Source organism: Streptococcus sp. CL6.35, from assembly GCF_049737915.1.
In the GTDB taxonomy this organism is placed as follows: Bacteria; Bacillota; Bacilli; order Lactobacillales; family Streptococcaceae; genus Streptococcus.
In genome coordinates this window covers 78,426-93,505 of the sequence record NZ_JBKOTU010000007.1, presented here as the reverse complement: position 1 = coordinate 93,505, position 15,080 = coordinate 78,426, and the positions used below count along the sequence as shown (strand labels likewise).

The following is a 15,080-nucleotide window of genomic DNA, read 5'->3' as shown; positions in this document are numbered from 1 at the left end:
ATTTTCGGTGGTTTTATTGTCAATTCTCTGTAAATTTTTCTCGTTCTAATCCCATATAGACAAGATGGCAGAATCATAATCTATAAGTTGTCTGGCTTGACTTTCTTGATGGGAATTATATAATAGATGTAATAAAAATAATTACAACCGAGAAAGAGGACCATTTATGACCTATGAATACAAGAGTCACATTTATTTAGCAGAGGCAGTTTTAAATGTAAAGGATTTGGCAAGTCAAACAGCCTTTTATCAGCAAGTGCTTGGTTTAGAAATCTTATCTCAAACTGAGACAGAGGTCGTTCTGGGACTTGGAGGAAAAGCCTTGGTACACTTGATTCAAACACAAGAGAGCGGTGAAGTAAGGGAACATTATGGCCTTTACCATCTGGCCATTCTCTTGCCGACACGAAAGGCTTTGGCTGATGCCTTGAAACACCTGACAGATTTACAGATTCCTCTTGTCGGCGGCGCAGACCATGGTTACAGTGAGGCTCTTTATTTGGAGGATTTGGAGGGAAATGGCATTGAACTCTATCGAGATAAGCCAGTTTCCACGTGGGATATTCGAGAAGATGGACGCATTATCGGAGTGACAGAGGCCCTTGCGGCGCAGGACATTTATGAGTTGGGGGAAAGAGTAGAGCCCTTTATCCTAGCAGAAGGTACGAGAATGGGGCATATTCATCTTTCCGTCAAGGATAGTCGAAAGTCCAGCCAGTTTTATCAAAATGTGTTAGGGTTAGAGGATAAATTCAGTGTGCCTAGTGCTAGTTGGATTGCAGCTGGGGACTATCATCATCATTTGGCAGTCAACGAATGGGGAGGAAAAGATCTGGCTTCGCGTAAGCAAGGCTTGCCAGGCTTAGCCTATTATGTCATTGAGGTTGCGAGTAAGGAAGAACTGCTAACGATTGCGCAACGAACACAAGAAGTTGACGCACCAATCAAGTGGCTGACATCGAGCCAGTTGGAAATCACAGACCCAGATGGAATTGTGACTCGTATCCGTTTAGACAGGATATGATGACAATCAGAGTATCAATTGTAGGAAGTGCTCCTTATTCTAGTCAGATATGTAGAAAATTTGATATGATAGTAGGGAATAAGGAGAAAAATACTATGACTAGCGAATACCAGAAAATGATAGCAGGCGAGTTTTACCGTCCATCAGACCCAGAACTGAGAGCCTTAGCTCAAGCTTCTCGCCAAAAACAGGCTGCCTTTAACAAGGAAGAAGATCCCTTGAAGGGAGTCGAAATCATCAAGGCTTGGTTTGGGTCAACCGGACAAAATCTTTATGTCAATCCACGCCTGGTGGTCGATTATGGAGTCAATATCCATCTAGGGGAAAATTTTTATTCTAATTGGAACTTGACCATGCTGGATGTTTGTCCGATTCGCATCGGGGACAATGCTATGATTGGTCCCAACTGTCAGTTTTTGACTCCCCTCCATCCACTGGACCCGCAGGAACGAAATTCAGGTATCGAGTACGGAAAGCCTATCACAATCGGAGATAATTTCTGGGCTGGTGGTGGCGTCATTGTCCTTCCTGGAGTGACACTGGGAAATAGTGTCGTTGCAGGAGCAGGGGCCGTGATTACAAAGTCCTTTGGCGACAATGTTGTTTTAGCTGGCAATCCTGCGCGCGTGATTAAGGAAATATCTGTGAAATAGAAGTAAAAAGGAACAGCGGAGGTTGTTTCTTTTTTGTAGGTTTCATCATCTTTTACTCAGACTACATTTACCTACTCTATCTCTTAGAAAGTTTGCTTCATTGATTAATTTAAAAGCATCTCGTAACTGGGATGCTTTTTTCTCCTCAATTTATCAGCCTCCTCCTTGACACTCAGTCAGCTTTTGATACAATAGTACAAAATTAGAGGAGGTGGGTCATGATTCAGAAACATGCGATTCCTATTTTAGAGTTTGATGATAATCCTCGTGCGGTTATCATGCCCAATCACGAGGGGCTAGACTTGCACTTGCCAAAGAAGTGTGTCTATGCTTTTTTAGAAGAGGAGATTGACCGTTATGCGAGGGAAGTAGGGGCGGACTGTGTCGGCGAATTCCTTTCTGCCACCAAGACCTATCCAGTCTACGTCATGAGCTACAAGGGCAAGGAGGTCTGTCTGGCTCAGGCTCCTGTTGGTTCAGCTCCAGCAGCCCAGTTTATGGATTGGTTGATTGGATATGGTGTGGAGCAGATTATTTCCACTGGAACCTGTGGTGTACTGGCTGATATAGAAGAAAATGCCTTTCTAGTCCCTGTTCGGGCTTTACGAGACGAAGGTGCTAGCTATCACTATGTGGCACCTTCTCGCTATATGGAAATTCAGCCAGAGGCTACTGCTGCTATTGAGCGAGTGTTGGAAGCCAAAGGGATTCCCTATGAAGAAGTCATGACCTGGACGACAGACGGTTTTTACCGAGAAACGGCTGAAAAGGTGGCTTATCGCAAGGAAGAAGGCTGTGCTGTTGTGGAGATGGAGTGTTCTGCGCTTGCAGCAGTAGCCCAACTGCGTGGGGTTCTCTGGGGAGAGTTGTTGTTTACAGCTGATTCCTTAGCAGACTTGGACCAGTACGATAGTCGTGACTGGGGTTCAGAAGCTTTCGAGAAGGCCTTGGAACTCTGCCTTGAGATAGCCTTTCAGATATAGCTACTCTCCTACTTTTTATGGTACAATGGATGTATGTTATTCAAATTATTTGTGAAAAAAATTGAGAGAGCCTTGGGCGGACTTTCGCCAGCTCGTCGCATCTTTTTAAGTTTCGCTGGAGTTATTTTTATAGGCTCTCTCCTTTTGAGTTTGCCTTTTGTCCAAGCGAGTGGTTCGCAGGCCACTTATTTTGACCATCTTTTTACGACGGTGTCTATGGTCTGTGTAACCGGCCTTTCTACGCAACCGGTAGCTACTACCTATAATGTCTGGGGGCAGTTGATTTGTATGCTCTTGATACAGATTGGTGGTCTGGGGCTCATGACTTTTATCGGGGTCTTTTATATTCAGGGGAAGCAAAAGCTCAGTCTTCGCAGTCGTGAAACTATTCAGGAAAGCTTTAGTTACGGGGAGACTCGGTCGCTGAAGGCCTTTATGCGATCTATCTTTTTGACGACTTTTCTAGTGGAGGGCTTGGGTGCCTTTCTACTAAGTTTCCGTTTTATTCCTGAGTTCGGCTGGGGACGAGGCATTTTTACCTCTATCTTTTTAGCCATTTCAGCCTTTTGTAATGCTGGTTTTGATAATTTCGGCAGTAGCAGTTTAGTGGCTTTTCAGACGGATCCCTTGATCAATCTGGTCATTGCTGGCTTGATTATCACGGGTGGTCTTGGCTTTATGGTCTGGTTTGACTTGGCAACCCAGTTTGACAAGAAGAAAAAACGCCGTCTGCGTTTCCACACTAAGCTGGTTCTCTTCTTGACTGCAGGGATCTTGCTGTTTGGGACAGTATCCACACTCTTTACGGAGTGGCACAATCCAGGAACAATTGGCAATCTCAGTGTTCCAGAGAAAGTGCTGGTTAGCTTTTTCCAAACCGTCAGCATGAGAACAGCTGGCTTTGCTTCTATTGATTACACTCAAGCTCGGCCTGTGACCTTGTTTATCTATATCCTACAGATGTTTCTGGGTGGAGCGCCTGGAGGGACGGCTGGGGGACTCAAGATTACGACTTTCTTTGTCTTGTTGGTCTTTGCGCGTAGTGAATTGCTGGGTTTACCTCATGCCAATGTTGCGCAGAGAACTATTGAGGCTCGAACAGTTCAAAAATCCTTTAGTGTCTTCATTATCTTTTTGATGACCTTCTTGTTGGGCTTGGTGTTGTTGGGAATTACGGCAGAAGGAACACCGCGATTTATCTACCTTATGTTTGAGACCATTTCAGCTCTTGCGACAGTTGGGGTAACGGCAAATCTGACACCAGAATTGGGCAAGCTAGCTCTCAGCATTGTCATGGTGCTCATGTTTATTGGCCGTATCGGTCCCTTGACCTTGCTGGTTAGTCTAGCGGATTACCAGCCTGATAAGAAAGATTTGATTCAGTATATGAAAGCAGATATTAGTATTGGATAAGAAAGGAAGAATGATGTCAGATCGTACGATTGGAATTTTAGGCTTGGGGATTTTCGGGAGTAGTGTCCTGATGGCCCTTGCCAAGCAAGATATGAATATCATTGCTATTGACGACCACGCCGAGCGTATCAATCAATTTGAGCCAGTTTTGGCGCGTGGAGTTGTGGGCGATATTACAGACGAGGAACTCCTCAGAACTGCAGGAATTGATACCTGTGATACGGTTGTAGTGGCAACAGGGGAAAATCTGGAATCGAGTGTGCTTGCAGTTATGCATTGTAAGAGTCTAGGGGTACCAAGGGTTATTGCCAAGGTCAAAAGCCAGACAGCTAAGAAGGTGCTAGAAAAAATCGGTGCTGACTCGGTGATTTCACCTGAGTATGAAATGGGGCAGTCTCTAGCGCAGACCATTCTCTTTCATAACAATGTTGATGTCTTTCAGCTGGATAAAAATGTGTCTATCGTGGAGATGAAAATTCCGAGTGTCTGGGCAGGTCAAAGCCTGAGCCAGCTAGATCTACGTGGCAAATACAACCTCAATGTCCTAGGATTTCGTGAACAAGAAAATTCACCCTTGGATGTCCAGTTTGGCCCTAATGATCTCTTGAGGGCAGATGCCTATATCTTGGCAGTAATAAATAACCAGTATCTAGATGACTTGGTAGAATTAAATTCGTAAGGAGGGGAATCCCCTCTTTTTTGATGCTCAAAATAGCAAATAGAGATAGCAACCCTTGTATTCTAGTAAAAGTCCTTCAGAAGCTGGACTTTATGGTAGAATAGAAAGAAGTGACAAGAGAGAAAGAAAAAATCAGTCCCCTAAAGGAGTAGATTATGAAGTTATTGTCTATCGCCATTCCTAGCTATAATGCCGCAGCCTATCTTCATTACTGTGTGGAGTCGCTAGTGATTGGTGGTGAGCAAGTTGAGATTTTGATTATCAATGATGGGTCTCAGGACCAGACTCAGGAAATCGCTGAGCGTTTAGTCAGCAAGTATCCTAACATCGTTAGAGCCATCTATCAGGAAAATAAGGGCCATGGCGGTGCGGTCAATCGTGGCTTGGCGGAGGCTTCTGGGCGTTATTTTAAAGTAGTTGACAGTGATGACTGGGTGGATCCCCGTGCTTACCTGAAAATTCTCGAAACCTTGCAGGAACTAGAGAGTGAGGGGCAGGAAGTTGATGCCTTTGTGACTAATTTTGTATATGAAAAGGAAGGTCAGTCTCGTAAGAAGAGTATGAGTTACGAGTCAGTCTTGCCTGTCCAGAAGATTTTTGGCTGGGATCAGATTGGAAATTTCTCAAAAGGCCAGTATATCATGATGCACTCGCTGATTTACCGGACAGATTTGTTGCGAACGAGCCAGTTCCAATTGCCTGAGCATACCTTTTATGTCGATAATCTCTTTGTCTTTACCCCCCTTCAGCAGGTCAAGACCATGTACTATCTGCCTGTCGATTTCTATCGTTATTTGATTGGGCGTGAGGACCAGTCAGTCAATGAGCAAGTGATGATTAAGCGCATTGACCAGCAACTCAAGGTCAATCGACTCTTGGTAGACCAGCTTGATTTATCTAAAGTAAGCCACCCCAAAATGCGAGAGTATCTGCTGAATCACATTGAGATTACGACGGTTATTTCCAGTGCTTTGCTTAACCGAGCTGGAACAGCAGAGCATCTGGCCAAAAAACGGGAGCTGTGGACCTATATTCAGCAGGAAAATCCAGAGGTCTTTCAGACTATTCGCAAGACCATGTTGAGTCGTTTGACCAAACACTCCGTCTTGCCAGCTCGCAAACTTTCCAATGTCGTCTATCAAATCACCAAATCTGTTTATGGATTTAATTAATATAAGTATTTTATAAGAGGGATTTAAGAAAAATTTTAACTTTTTCTTAATCCTTTTTAATTTTAGGAGATTATACTAGAGTCATCAAATAAAGAAAAACTCTAAGGAGAATCCTATGAAATTCAATCCAAATCAAAGATATACTCGTTGGTCTATTCGCCGTCTTAGTGTCGGTGTTGCCTCAGTTGTTGTGGCTAGTGGCTTCTTTGTTCTAGTTGGGCAACCAAGTTCAGTGCGTGCCGATGTAGTCAATCCAACCCCTGCTCAAGTCGTGCCAGACGCTGCTTCGGTGAGTGAAAAGAGCGACTTACCAGCAGAACTTCTCAAAGAAGCAGTCGATACAGCTCTTCCTTCAGAACAGGCAGACTCAGCACCTAAAGCAAGCTTGGATACTACAAGCTCTCCAGAAAAAGTGAATGTTGCTGATAAAGACCAAGTGGTAGCGCCAAAAGAAGAAGTGCAAGCAAAACCAGAATCTAAGAAAGAAACAGAAGATGCGCTTAAACCTGTGACAAATCCTGCAGCTACAGTTGCTGGACAAGACCGTGAATCAAGTGAAGCTCAGCCAGCAACAACCCCAGCCGAAGTTCAAAAAGGGGTGGCTGACAACACCAAAGACACAGTGGATGTCCCAGCTACTTACTTGGACAAAGCCAATTTTCCTGGTCCATTCACAGCTGGTGTCAACCAAGTCATTCCATACGAATTCTTCGCTGGTGACGGTATGTTGACTCGCCTTATCTTGAAAGCATCAGACAAGGCTCCATGGTCAGACAACGGTTCAGCTAAAAACCCCGCTCTCCCACCAGTAGAAAACTTGGGCAAAGGCCTCTACTTCTATGAAGTAGACTTGGCAGGAACTCAAGGCAAATCAGATAAAGATCTTCTTGACCTCTTGAAACAAAATGGTACACAAAGTTATAAAGCCACTATCAAGGTATACGGTGCTAAAGATGGTAAGGTCGATTTAAGCAACCTCGTAGCGACTAAGGATTTGGATGTCAACTTGAATGGTTTAACCACTCCAGCCGAAGTACAAAAAGGCGTGGCTGACAATACTAAAGACACAGTAGACGTCCCAGCCACTTACCTTGATAAAGCCAACTTCCCAGGCCCATTCACAGCCGGTGTCAACCAAGTTATTCCATACGAGTTCTTCGCTGGTGACGGTATGTTGACACGCCTTATCTTGAAAGCATCCGACAAGGCTCCATGGTCAGACAACGGTTCAGCTAAAAATCCCGCTCTCCCACCAGTAGAAAAATTGGGCAAGGGCCTCTACTTCTATGAAGTAGATTTGGCCGGTACTCAAGGTAAATCAGATAAAGAACTTCTTGACCTCTTGAAACAAAACGGCACTCACAGCTACAAGGCAACTATCAAAGTGTACGGTGCTAAAGACGGCAAGGCCGATTTGACAAATCTTGTAGCGACTAAGGATTTGACAGTAAATTTGAATGGACATCAGTCTCTGATTCCGATGCAGTCAGGTTTCGTCCCATCTTCTAATAGTTCAGCTATGCCGGCTCCAATGATGGATAGTCATCAAGATGCATCTAATATGAAAGCTCAAATGCCTAGTGCCAGTCAAGATGATATGAAATCTAAAATGCCAGCTGCTAGTCAGGATAAGATGATGCCTAACAAAGAGCAGGACAAAACCATGAATGCTAGTCAGCCTATGGTAACTTCAAGTAAAATGCCTGATGAAGGCAAGATGGCATCTAATAACAAGGTGTCAACTCCAATGACGGCTGATCAAATGAAAGACCAAAAAGACATGCTTCCATATACTGGTGAAGCCCAAACATCAATGGCTACTCTTGGATTCTTTGGATTAGCCTTGGCCGGACTTCTAGGTGGACTCGGTTTGAAAGCTAAAAAAGAAGAAAATGACTAGTCTAGCTACAGACTTTCTATCTAGGATTTGAAAAATCCAGATATCGTTTAGAATGTTCGTAAAGAGATTAAAATAGTGTTATACTATTGTGGTATAGCACTGTTTTTTTCAAAGGAGAGACAGATGGGAAAGACAATTTTACTCGTTGACGACGAGGTAGAAATCACAGATATTCATCAACGTTATCTGGTTCAGGCAGGATATCAGGTTTTGGTGGCCCATGATGGAGTAGAGGCCTTAGAAATCTTCAAGAGAAAACCAATTGATTTGATTATTACAGATATCATGATGCCTCGGATGGATGGTTATGATTTGATTAGCGAAGTTCAGTATCAATCTCCGGATCAGCCTTTTCTCTTTATCACGGCTAAGACCAGTGAGCAGGACAAGATTTACGGCTTGAGCTTAGGGGCAGATGACTTTATTGCCAAGCCCTTTAGTCCTCGTGAGCTGGTTTTGCGTGTCCACAATATCTTGCGTCGCCTTCATCGTGGAGGTGAGACAGAGGTCGTCAGTCTCGGGAATTTACGGATGAATCACGGTAGTCATGAGGTCCAAGTCGGAGATGTGGCGCTTGATTTGACCGTCAAATCCTTCGAACTTCTATGGCTTTTAGCCAGCAATCCAGAGCGGGTTTTCTCTAAGACAGACCTCTATGAAAAGGTCTGGCAGGAAGACTATGTGGATGACACTAATACCTTGAATGTTCATATTCATGCTCTTCGACAGGAGTTGGCTAAATATGCTAGTGCAGAAACACCGACCATCAAAACCGTCTGGGGCTTGGGCTATAAAATTGAGAAAGCACGAGGTAGTCAATGAAATTAAAAAGTTACATTTTAGTGGGGTATGTCATTTCAACACTCCTAACGATTATCGTGGTTTTTTGGGCCATCCAGCGAATGCTAATTGAAGAAAGAGAAATTTATTTCCTAGTGGGTATGACTCTCGTGGCTAGTTTTATCGGTGCTGGGATTAGTCTCTTTCTCCTATCGCCTGTCTTTACTTCATTGGGCAAACTTAAGGAACATGCCAAGCGGGTAGCGGACAAGGATTTTCCTTCAAATCTGGAGGTTCAAGGACCTTTAGAATTTCAGCAATTAGGACAAGCTTTCAATGAAATGTCCCATGATTTGCAGGCCACCTTTGATTCCTTGGAAGAAAGCGAGCGAGAAAAGGGCTTGATGATTGCCCAGCTATCGCATGATATCAAGACCCCCATCACTTCGATCCAAGCGACGGTAGAAGGGATTTTGGATGGGGTTATCAAGGAAGGAGAACAGGACCATTATCTAGCAACCATTGGGCGTCAGACGGAAAGACTCAATAAACTGGTTGAGGAGTTGAATTTTTTGACCCTAAACACAGTTAGAAATCAGGTAGAAACGACCAGCAAAGACAGCATTTTTCTGGACCAGCTCTTGATTGAGTGCATGAGTGAATTTCAATTTTTGATTGAGCAGGAGGAGCGAGATGTCCACTTGCAGGTAATCCCAGAGTCTGCTCGGATTGAAGGAGATTATGCTAAACTTTCTCGTATCTTGGTGAATCTGGTCAATAACGCTTTTAAATACTCAGCTCCAGGAACCAAGCTGGAAGTGGTGGCTAAGCTGGAAAATAACCAGCTTTCAATCAGTGTGACTGATGAGGGACAGGGGATTGCCCCAGAGGATTTGGAGAATATTTTCAAACGCCTTTATCGTGTAGAAACTTCGCGTAACATGAAAACAGGTGGTCATGGCTTAGGACTTGCTATTGCGCGTGAATTGGCCCATCAATTGGGTGGAGAAATTACAGTCAGCAGCCAGTACGGTCTAGGAAGCACCTTTACCCTCGTTCTAAACCTTTCTGGCAATGAAAATAAAGCTTAAAACCCCTTTACAAATTCAGCCATTCATGGTAGAATGGATTTTGTGCGAAATATCAGCAGGAAAGCATGAAGCTCGTCAACAGGTGTCTTATGATAAGTAACCTTGGCTGTTTAGGCGAAGGGCATCTGCACGAATCAGGGCTTTCTAAGTGACTATTTCCACCGAAATATTATTTATATCAGGAGGACATTCACATGTCACGTTATACAGGACCATCATGGAAACAAGCTCGTCGCCTTGGCCTTTCACTTACAGGTACAGGTAAAGAATTGGCACGTCGTAACTACGTACCAGGACAACACGGACCAAACAACCGTTCTAAATTGTCAGAATACGGTTTGCAATTGGCTGAAAAACAAAAACTTCGCTTTACTTACGGTGTAGGTGAAAAACAATTCCGTAACTTGTTCGTACAAGCTACAAAAATCAAAGGCGGAATCCTAGGTTTCAACTTCATGCTTCTTTTGGAACGTCGTTTGGATAACGTTGTTTACCGTCTTGGTCTTGCGACTACTCGTCGTCAAGCTCGTCAATTCGTAAACCACGGTCACATCCTTGTTGACGGAAAACGCGTTGATATCCCATCATACCGCGTAACTCCAGGTCAAGTGATCTCAGTTCGTGAAAAATCATTGAAAGTTCCAGCTATCCTTGAAGCAGTAGAAGCTACTCTTGGACGTCCAGCGTTCGTATCATTCGATGCTGAAAAATTGGAAGGTTCATTAACTCGCTTGCCAGAACGCGACGAAATCAACCCAGAAATCAACGAAGCACTTGTCGTTGAATTCTACAACAAAATGTTGTAATATTTTATTAAACAAGATAGGCTTTAGAGCCTTGATATTAAGCACTTTGGGGCGCTTTCCCTTAGTGCTTTTTTTGTTTTTACTACCCTTTTAGTTACCCTTAACCAATTTTAGGTATAGTAAGAGGGTAGCCCCAAAATGGGACACCCTTATTTTTTATAAATTGCTAATAGCCGATTCAAAGATTGAGACGGCTTTTTTTGCTCCCTCTTTGGTAGCATGGACATAAGTGTTTAAAGTCATAGAGATATTAGAGTGACCTAATCTGTATTGCAAGTCTTTGGCCTCTATGCCAGCATATAGCATGATTGTAGCGTGAGTGTGTCGGAAACCGTGGAAACTGATATCAGGAACACCAGCGCCTTTGAAGTGACTTTGTAGTCTCTTTCTTAGTAAGCAAGCGTAGGCGTATTTTGTGGTAAAAGGAGTAAAGACAATTCCCTCAGACCGTCCTAATTGCCATGACTGGACTTGTTGACGTTTTTTATATTGCTTGAGCAGGGAAACTGTAGCTTTATCAATATCAATTTCTCTTAGACCAGCTTTAGACTTAGGTGTATTTGTTTCTAGGTATCTATTCAGAGTCTTAGAAATGCTGATAATACCTTTTTTAAGGTCAATATCAGACCACTCAAGAGCCAAAGCCTCACCGATACGGCAACCACTAGCCAGCAATGTTTTATAAAGCACGTAGTCAAAGAGATTTTCATAGCTAGATAAGTCTAGGTTATCCAGGTAGTCTAGAAACTGTTTAAGTTCCTGATTGCTGAAAAACTTTACCTTATGCTCCTTGTTTTGTTGCTTACGTGGGATAATGACATCCCTAGCTGGGTTATGCTGGATCGCTTGCATTGTAACTCCATACTGGAGAATACGACGGTTTATATTGTTTAGGAAGCTATAGTTTGCATATGCCCCTTTTTCACCTTTATTGGCCTTGTCAGCCCACTTGTTGACCTGTTGCTGAATAACAGGAGTAGTAAGCTTGTCTAGCTTGTAATCGCCGAATACGGGCAAAATATGGAGCCTTACGATCCCCTCCATGGATTGCTGGGAGTTTGGTTTGATTGTATTCTTATAACTCTCCCACCATAGAGCTACTAGTTCCTTATAAGTAGTAATGGTTGGTTTTTCCTTAACACTATATCCATTGTTTGCAAAAGCATTAATGGCCTCTCTAGCTTTGATTTTAACGCCTGTTTTTGTTTTGGCAGTTACCGTAGTTCTAGCCTTTTTCCCTGTAAGTTTATCAACTCCAAGATACACGCTTGCTCGGTATACGATAGTCCCGTTTTTCTTTTTGTATTCTGTAATCTTCATGGTTTTACTCCTTTTCCATCAGCAGGCAAGCAATTAGAAAAGATTTTGAGTTTATACCATGCGAGGGGCTACGATAACCCCTTATTTTCGATTTTAAGCAATAATGCCAGAGCATGAAACAAGGCGGATATGGGGCTGATATCTACTTAGTAGATGGTTCTATTCAGAATACTTAGCTATTTTGTCCTTTATATACTCTAATGGCATACCTGATTCTATCGTAAACATAACATCGTCATCAGGGAACTTTTTAAGATGTTCCTTGAGAGAATAGAATAAAGCAAATTCGGCATGAAATGTTGCATCCTCATTCTTAAACCATGTAAGAGAGTTGAAAAGGGTGTATAAATCGTTTTTTCCAGCCCCTTTTCTATAGCCGGCTTCAGATATATTCATACGTTTGTGGAAAAATTCTCTGTAGCTGATTGAATATTTCTCAGAATGATAATTAAACAGTCTACCGCTATGGGCAGCACGGTTTCTAAATGCCAAAACTAGGTATAAAATTTCTGAAAAGGTTGCTTTTACCTCCTCGGTTATAAATTCTTTAGGAATTGTTAGGCAGGTTGCAATGACTTGCTCTTTTTGAGCAGGTTTTAGTAGCTTACACATTGTTACCAAGTTTCCTAGAGTAGTACCTTTTAAAAGAATCCATGGTGGGATGTGTCCGTGAGTTTCTCTATAGTGTTTATAAGGTTCAGAGTTATCATCGTAAATTTTATTTAATTTAAGAATTAGCTGATCAATCTCATATCCTCTTCTATTCTTTTTACCTTGATTATAATTTTTTCTATCCAGGTATTTCTCTTTTTCAACTCCGATATCTTTAGCGACAACGTAACCGATTGCCGTCCGTAGTGACAATTCAATTTCCATAGTTGCCTCTAAAATTCCTTTGCGGATATCTTTATCAAGTTCATAGAGGGCGAGCATATGTTCAAACGTTTCACCATTTTTATAGATTTCCTTTTCAGAGTCTAATTCAATAGTGAAATACTTATACCCGTTGATTATTTCATAATATCCATAATTAGTTAGAGCTTGTCTTGCTAAGCTTTCATTTAGAAATGTTAGATTTCTTGATTTTAGTAGTTCAATTTGTTCATCGATATTGGTAAAAGGTTTCATTGATTGTACCTCAAAATAATGCACAAAAGGAGCTTCGTTAGAAGCTCCTTTCGGTAGGTCGCTACTGCAACCATTCATTAAGATTAAATAAATTATAATCCATTTGGAGCCATATGTCAACAAATTAGCGAACAAGTTCGCTTTTTTTTCGTCCTAAAACTGTCCCTTCCGTTTTACTTCGTAGTCCAGTGATTCTCCTTTCTATTTGTCAAATTTGCCGTTTTTTGCACTTTAGTCTGTAAAATCGGCTTTCTATTCTTCAATTTCCCCTGTTTTTGCACAATAGGCCATGAAAAAATGGTTGCTATGGGCGAATATGGGGGAGTTTTTGTATTTTGAGAATTCCTGTATTTCAAGAGTTTTATTAGAGTTTCTCATTCAGTAGTTTTAGTATTTCTAGTAGTTCAGTATCTTCTTTAATCTCATTCAACAAATTATACTCACGGTTTCTTTTTAAAATTTCAGTGTAGTATTTGTCTTTGTTTTTAACGGTTTTTACATCGTTCAGTAAAGTATTATCGTTAGACATACCTTTCAATAAGGCGTGCAGATGTTTTATTTGAGAATCTGAGATAAGCAACTCCAGATGTGCTAGCGAGAACGCTAGTTTTTTTAATTCGTTTTGATATTCTTGATCATTAAAAGAACTATATTCAGCTTTGGTTTTAATGTCTAGTAAGTAGTTTACACTCACACCAAAATATTCGGCTAGTTTTTTAGTATAGTCGTATTTTATTTCTAGCTTATCTTCTTTTTCCCATCGCGATATGGTCATTTCTGAAACTCCGAGTAGGTTAGCGAGATCTTTTTGAGTATCACCATTGCTTTTTCGTAGTTCCTGTAGTTTATTCATTTTTTTATCACCTCAATCTAATTATAACACAACGAAAATAGTTTTTAACGAAAATGTTAAAAAATCCTTGACAATTAACTTTTATTTTAGTAAACTACACTTGTACTAACGAAAAAGTTAGTTAAGAAAGGAGAAAATATATTGCTTATCACCTCAACACAAGCAAAAGCAATCCGACGGAAACAAACCGATAAGAATTTAACTGCTAAAAAAGCAAGTGAGGAAATAGGAATAAACCCTGTTACTTATCGCAAAATCCGAGACGGTGGTGAAGTAAAACCTAGCATTTATCAAAAAGCCATGCAGTGGCTTGCTGAAGATTATTAGAAAGGAGCGACCCAATCGCAATACTACTTTACATTTACAGATTTCTCATGTGGTGCTTTACCACTGGGGATTGACAACAAAAAAGGAGAAAAGAAATGAACTTTAAAGAATTTAAAACATGGCTAGATGATGCCGTGAGTGTGGCTGAAGCTATGGCATTACCTGAAAATAAAGGGGTGCTTGACGACTTAATAGAAAATACGGCCAATAACCTAACTTTTATCGCTGAGTTAGTGGAAAATCGTCAACTGATTTATAAAAAAACTAGACATGAAGATTAAAAACGACAACAAAAAAAGTCACTTGCTGAACGTTTGGCGACAGAAGCAAGCGACTGGATCAAGAATATAGATATTTTTCTATATCTCAATTATAACAAAAATCAACTATTCAATCAATAACAACTAATGGCAGGCAAGCAATTAGAAAAGGTTTTGAAACGCATAGAGCGCCAACTCTTTAAACTGGTACTTTCTCACGCTTTCAATTTGGCGAGTCTGAGCGTGAGGATATCCTGTATAAGAAACAACTCAAAAAGCCCCACACTCAGAAATTTGGCGACCGAGAGCGTGAGGCTGTAGGCAAGAAAAAAAAGCATTAAAAAGCCATCGTGGCAAGTATAAAAAGATAGAAAAAGAGGTAAAAAACATGACAACAAAAAAAGTAACATCAAGCCAACAAGTTCTATTATCGGCTAAGAAACTAGCAGAATTAGGGAACGAATTAACCGACATCATGAATGTTTTAGAAATGAATAACCTAGCTCTTGAAGGGCTTGAGTTTGCACTACAGAAAGATACAACCACGTTCTTATGGCTTGCTAAAAAATACACTGATACAGCATACGCCCAGAATGAAAAGCTATACGATCGTCTAAATGAAATAGCCTTTTTGCTTTTGAACAATGACGACGCTAAAGAGCTGGAGGCATACCATGACTAAAGATATTAA

At 41.5% G+C, this 15,080-nt stretch carries 16 protein-coding genes; 13 read left to right on the top strand and 3 right to left on the bottom strand.

What is annotated here, in order from left to right:
- Positions 1–166 precede the first annotated feature (166 nt).
- The 10 genes from ACLNCP_RS08975 (at position 167) to rpsD (ending at position 10,501) form a co-directional block, all read left to right on the top strand.
- Positions 167–1,024, top strand: coding sequence for a VOC family protein (locus ACLNCP_RS08975; protein WP_424844336.1), 858 nt, complete (start codon positions 167–169; stop codon positions 1,022–1,024).
- A 95-nt stretch (positions 1,025–1,119) separates the two neighbouring features.
- Entirely contained in the window at positions 1,120–1,677 is a 558-nt protein-coding gene (locus ACLNCP_RS08970) for a sugar O-acetyltransferase (protein WP_424844335.1), read from the top strand.
- Between the two features lie 218 nt (positions 1,678–1,895).
- The gene (locus ACLNCP_RS08965) at positions 1,896–2,660 is read left to right on the top strand and encodes a nucleoside phosphorylase (RefSeq protein WP_049502306.1); all 765 of its coding nucleotides are present in this window, start codon (positions 1,896–1,898) and stop codon (positions 2,658–2,660) included.
- Positions 2,661–2,693: 33 nt separating this feature from the next.
- Positions 2,694–4,073 carry a TrkH family potassium uptake protein gene (locus ACLNCP_RS08960; protein WP_049502305.1) on the top strand — a complete coding sequence of 460 codons (1,380 nt, stop codon included), beginning with the start codon at positions 2,694–2,696 and terminating at the stop codon, positions 4,071–4,073.
- Positions 4,074–4,086: 13 nt separating this feature from the next.
- Positions 4,087–4,752 (top strand): potassium channel family protein, encoded by a 666-nt coding sequence (locus ACLNCP_RS08955; protein WP_049544547.1) that lies wholly within the window; start codon positions 4,087–4,089, stop codon positions 4,750–4,752.
- 155 nt (positions 4,753–4,907) lie between these two features.
- Positions 4,908–5,924, top strand: coding sequence for a glycosyltransferase family 2 protein (locus tag ACLNCP_RS08950; protein ID WP_084950517.1), 1,017 nt, complete (start codon positions 4,908–4,910; stop codon positions 5,922–5,924).
- A 115-nt stretch (positions 5,925–6,039) separates the two neighbouring features.
- Entirely contained in the window at positions 6,040–7,824 is a 1,785-nt protein-coding gene (locus ACLNCP_RS08945) for an SSURE domain-containing protein (RefSeq protein ID WP_424844334.1), read from the top strand.
- Positions 7,825–7,947: 123 nt separating this feature from the next.
- Positions 7,948–8,646, top strand: coding sequence for a response regulator transcription factor (locus ACLNCP_RS08940; protein ID WP_033687498.1), 699 nt, complete (start codon positions 7,948–7,950; stop codon positions 8,644–8,646).
- Positions 8,643–9,695: a sensor histidine kinase gene (locus ACLNCP_RS08935; protein ID WP_424844333.1), complete on the top strand. Its 1,053-nt coding sequence runs from the start codon at positions 8,643–8,645 to the stop codon at positions 9,693–9,695. Before ACLNCP_RS08940 ends, ACLNCP_RS08935 begins: the two co-directional genes overlap by 4 nt.
- A gap of 194 nt (positions 9,696–9,889) precedes the next feature.
- Positions 9,890–10,501: a 30S ribosomal protein S4 gene (gene rpsD, locus ACLNCP_RS08930; RefSeq protein WP_000092756.1), complete on the top strand. Its 612-nt coding sequence runs from the start codon at positions 9,890–9,892 to the stop codon at positions 10,499–10,501.
- Positions 10,502–10,657: 156 nt separating this feature from the next.
- Here the strand turns inward: rpsD and ACLNCP_RS08925 are convergent, their stop codons facing one another.
- From ACLNCP_RS08925 to ACLNCP_RS08915, 3 genes are all read right to left on the bottom strand, one after another.
- Entirely contained in the window at positions 10,658–11,821 is a 1,164-nt protein-coding gene (locus ACLNCP_RS08925; RefSeq protein WP_237447272.1) for a tyrosine-type recombinase/integrase, read from the bottom strand.
- A 159-nt stretch (positions 11,822–11,980) separates the two neighbouring features.
- Positions 11,981–12,949, bottom strand: a complete 969-nt coding sequence (locus ACLNCP_RS08920; protein WP_237447273.1) for an Abi family protein — start codon at positions 12,947–12,949, stop codon at positions 11,981–11,983.
- Between the two features lie 364 nt (positions 12,950–13,313).
- On the bottom strand, positions 13,314–13,802 hold the full coding sequence (locus ACLNCP_RS08915; protein ID WP_237447274.1) for a helix-turn-helix domain-containing protein: 489 nt from the start codon (positions 13,800–13,802) through the stop codon (positions 13,314–13,316).
- A 141-nt stretch (positions 13,803–13,943) separates the two neighbouring features.
- On the opposite strand from ACLNCP_RS08915, the gene ACLNCP_RS08910 reads away from it, so the two are divergent.
- From ACLNCP_RS08910 to ACLNCP_RS08900, 3 genes are all read left to right on the top strand, one after another.
- On the top strand, positions 13,944–14,129 hold the full coding sequence (locus ACLNCP_RS08910; RefSeq protein ID WP_424844332.1) for a hypothetical protein: 186 nt from the start codon (positions 13,944–13,946) through the stop codon (positions 14,127–14,129).
- 95 nt (positions 14,130–14,224) lie between these two features.
- Positions 14,225–14,410, top strand: a complete 186-nt coding sequence (locus tag ACLNCP_RS08905; protein ID WP_237447275.1) for a hypothetical protein — start codon at positions 14,225–14,227, stop codon at positions 14,408–14,410.
- A gap of 367 nt (positions 14,411–14,777) precedes the next feature.
- Complete coding sequence (locus ACLNCP_RS08900; RefSeq protein WP_237447276.1) at positions 14,778–15,071, top strand: hypothetical protein; 294 nt, start codon at positions 14,778–14,780, stop codon at positions 15,069–15,071.
- Positions 15,072–15,080 lie beyond the last annotated feature (9 nt).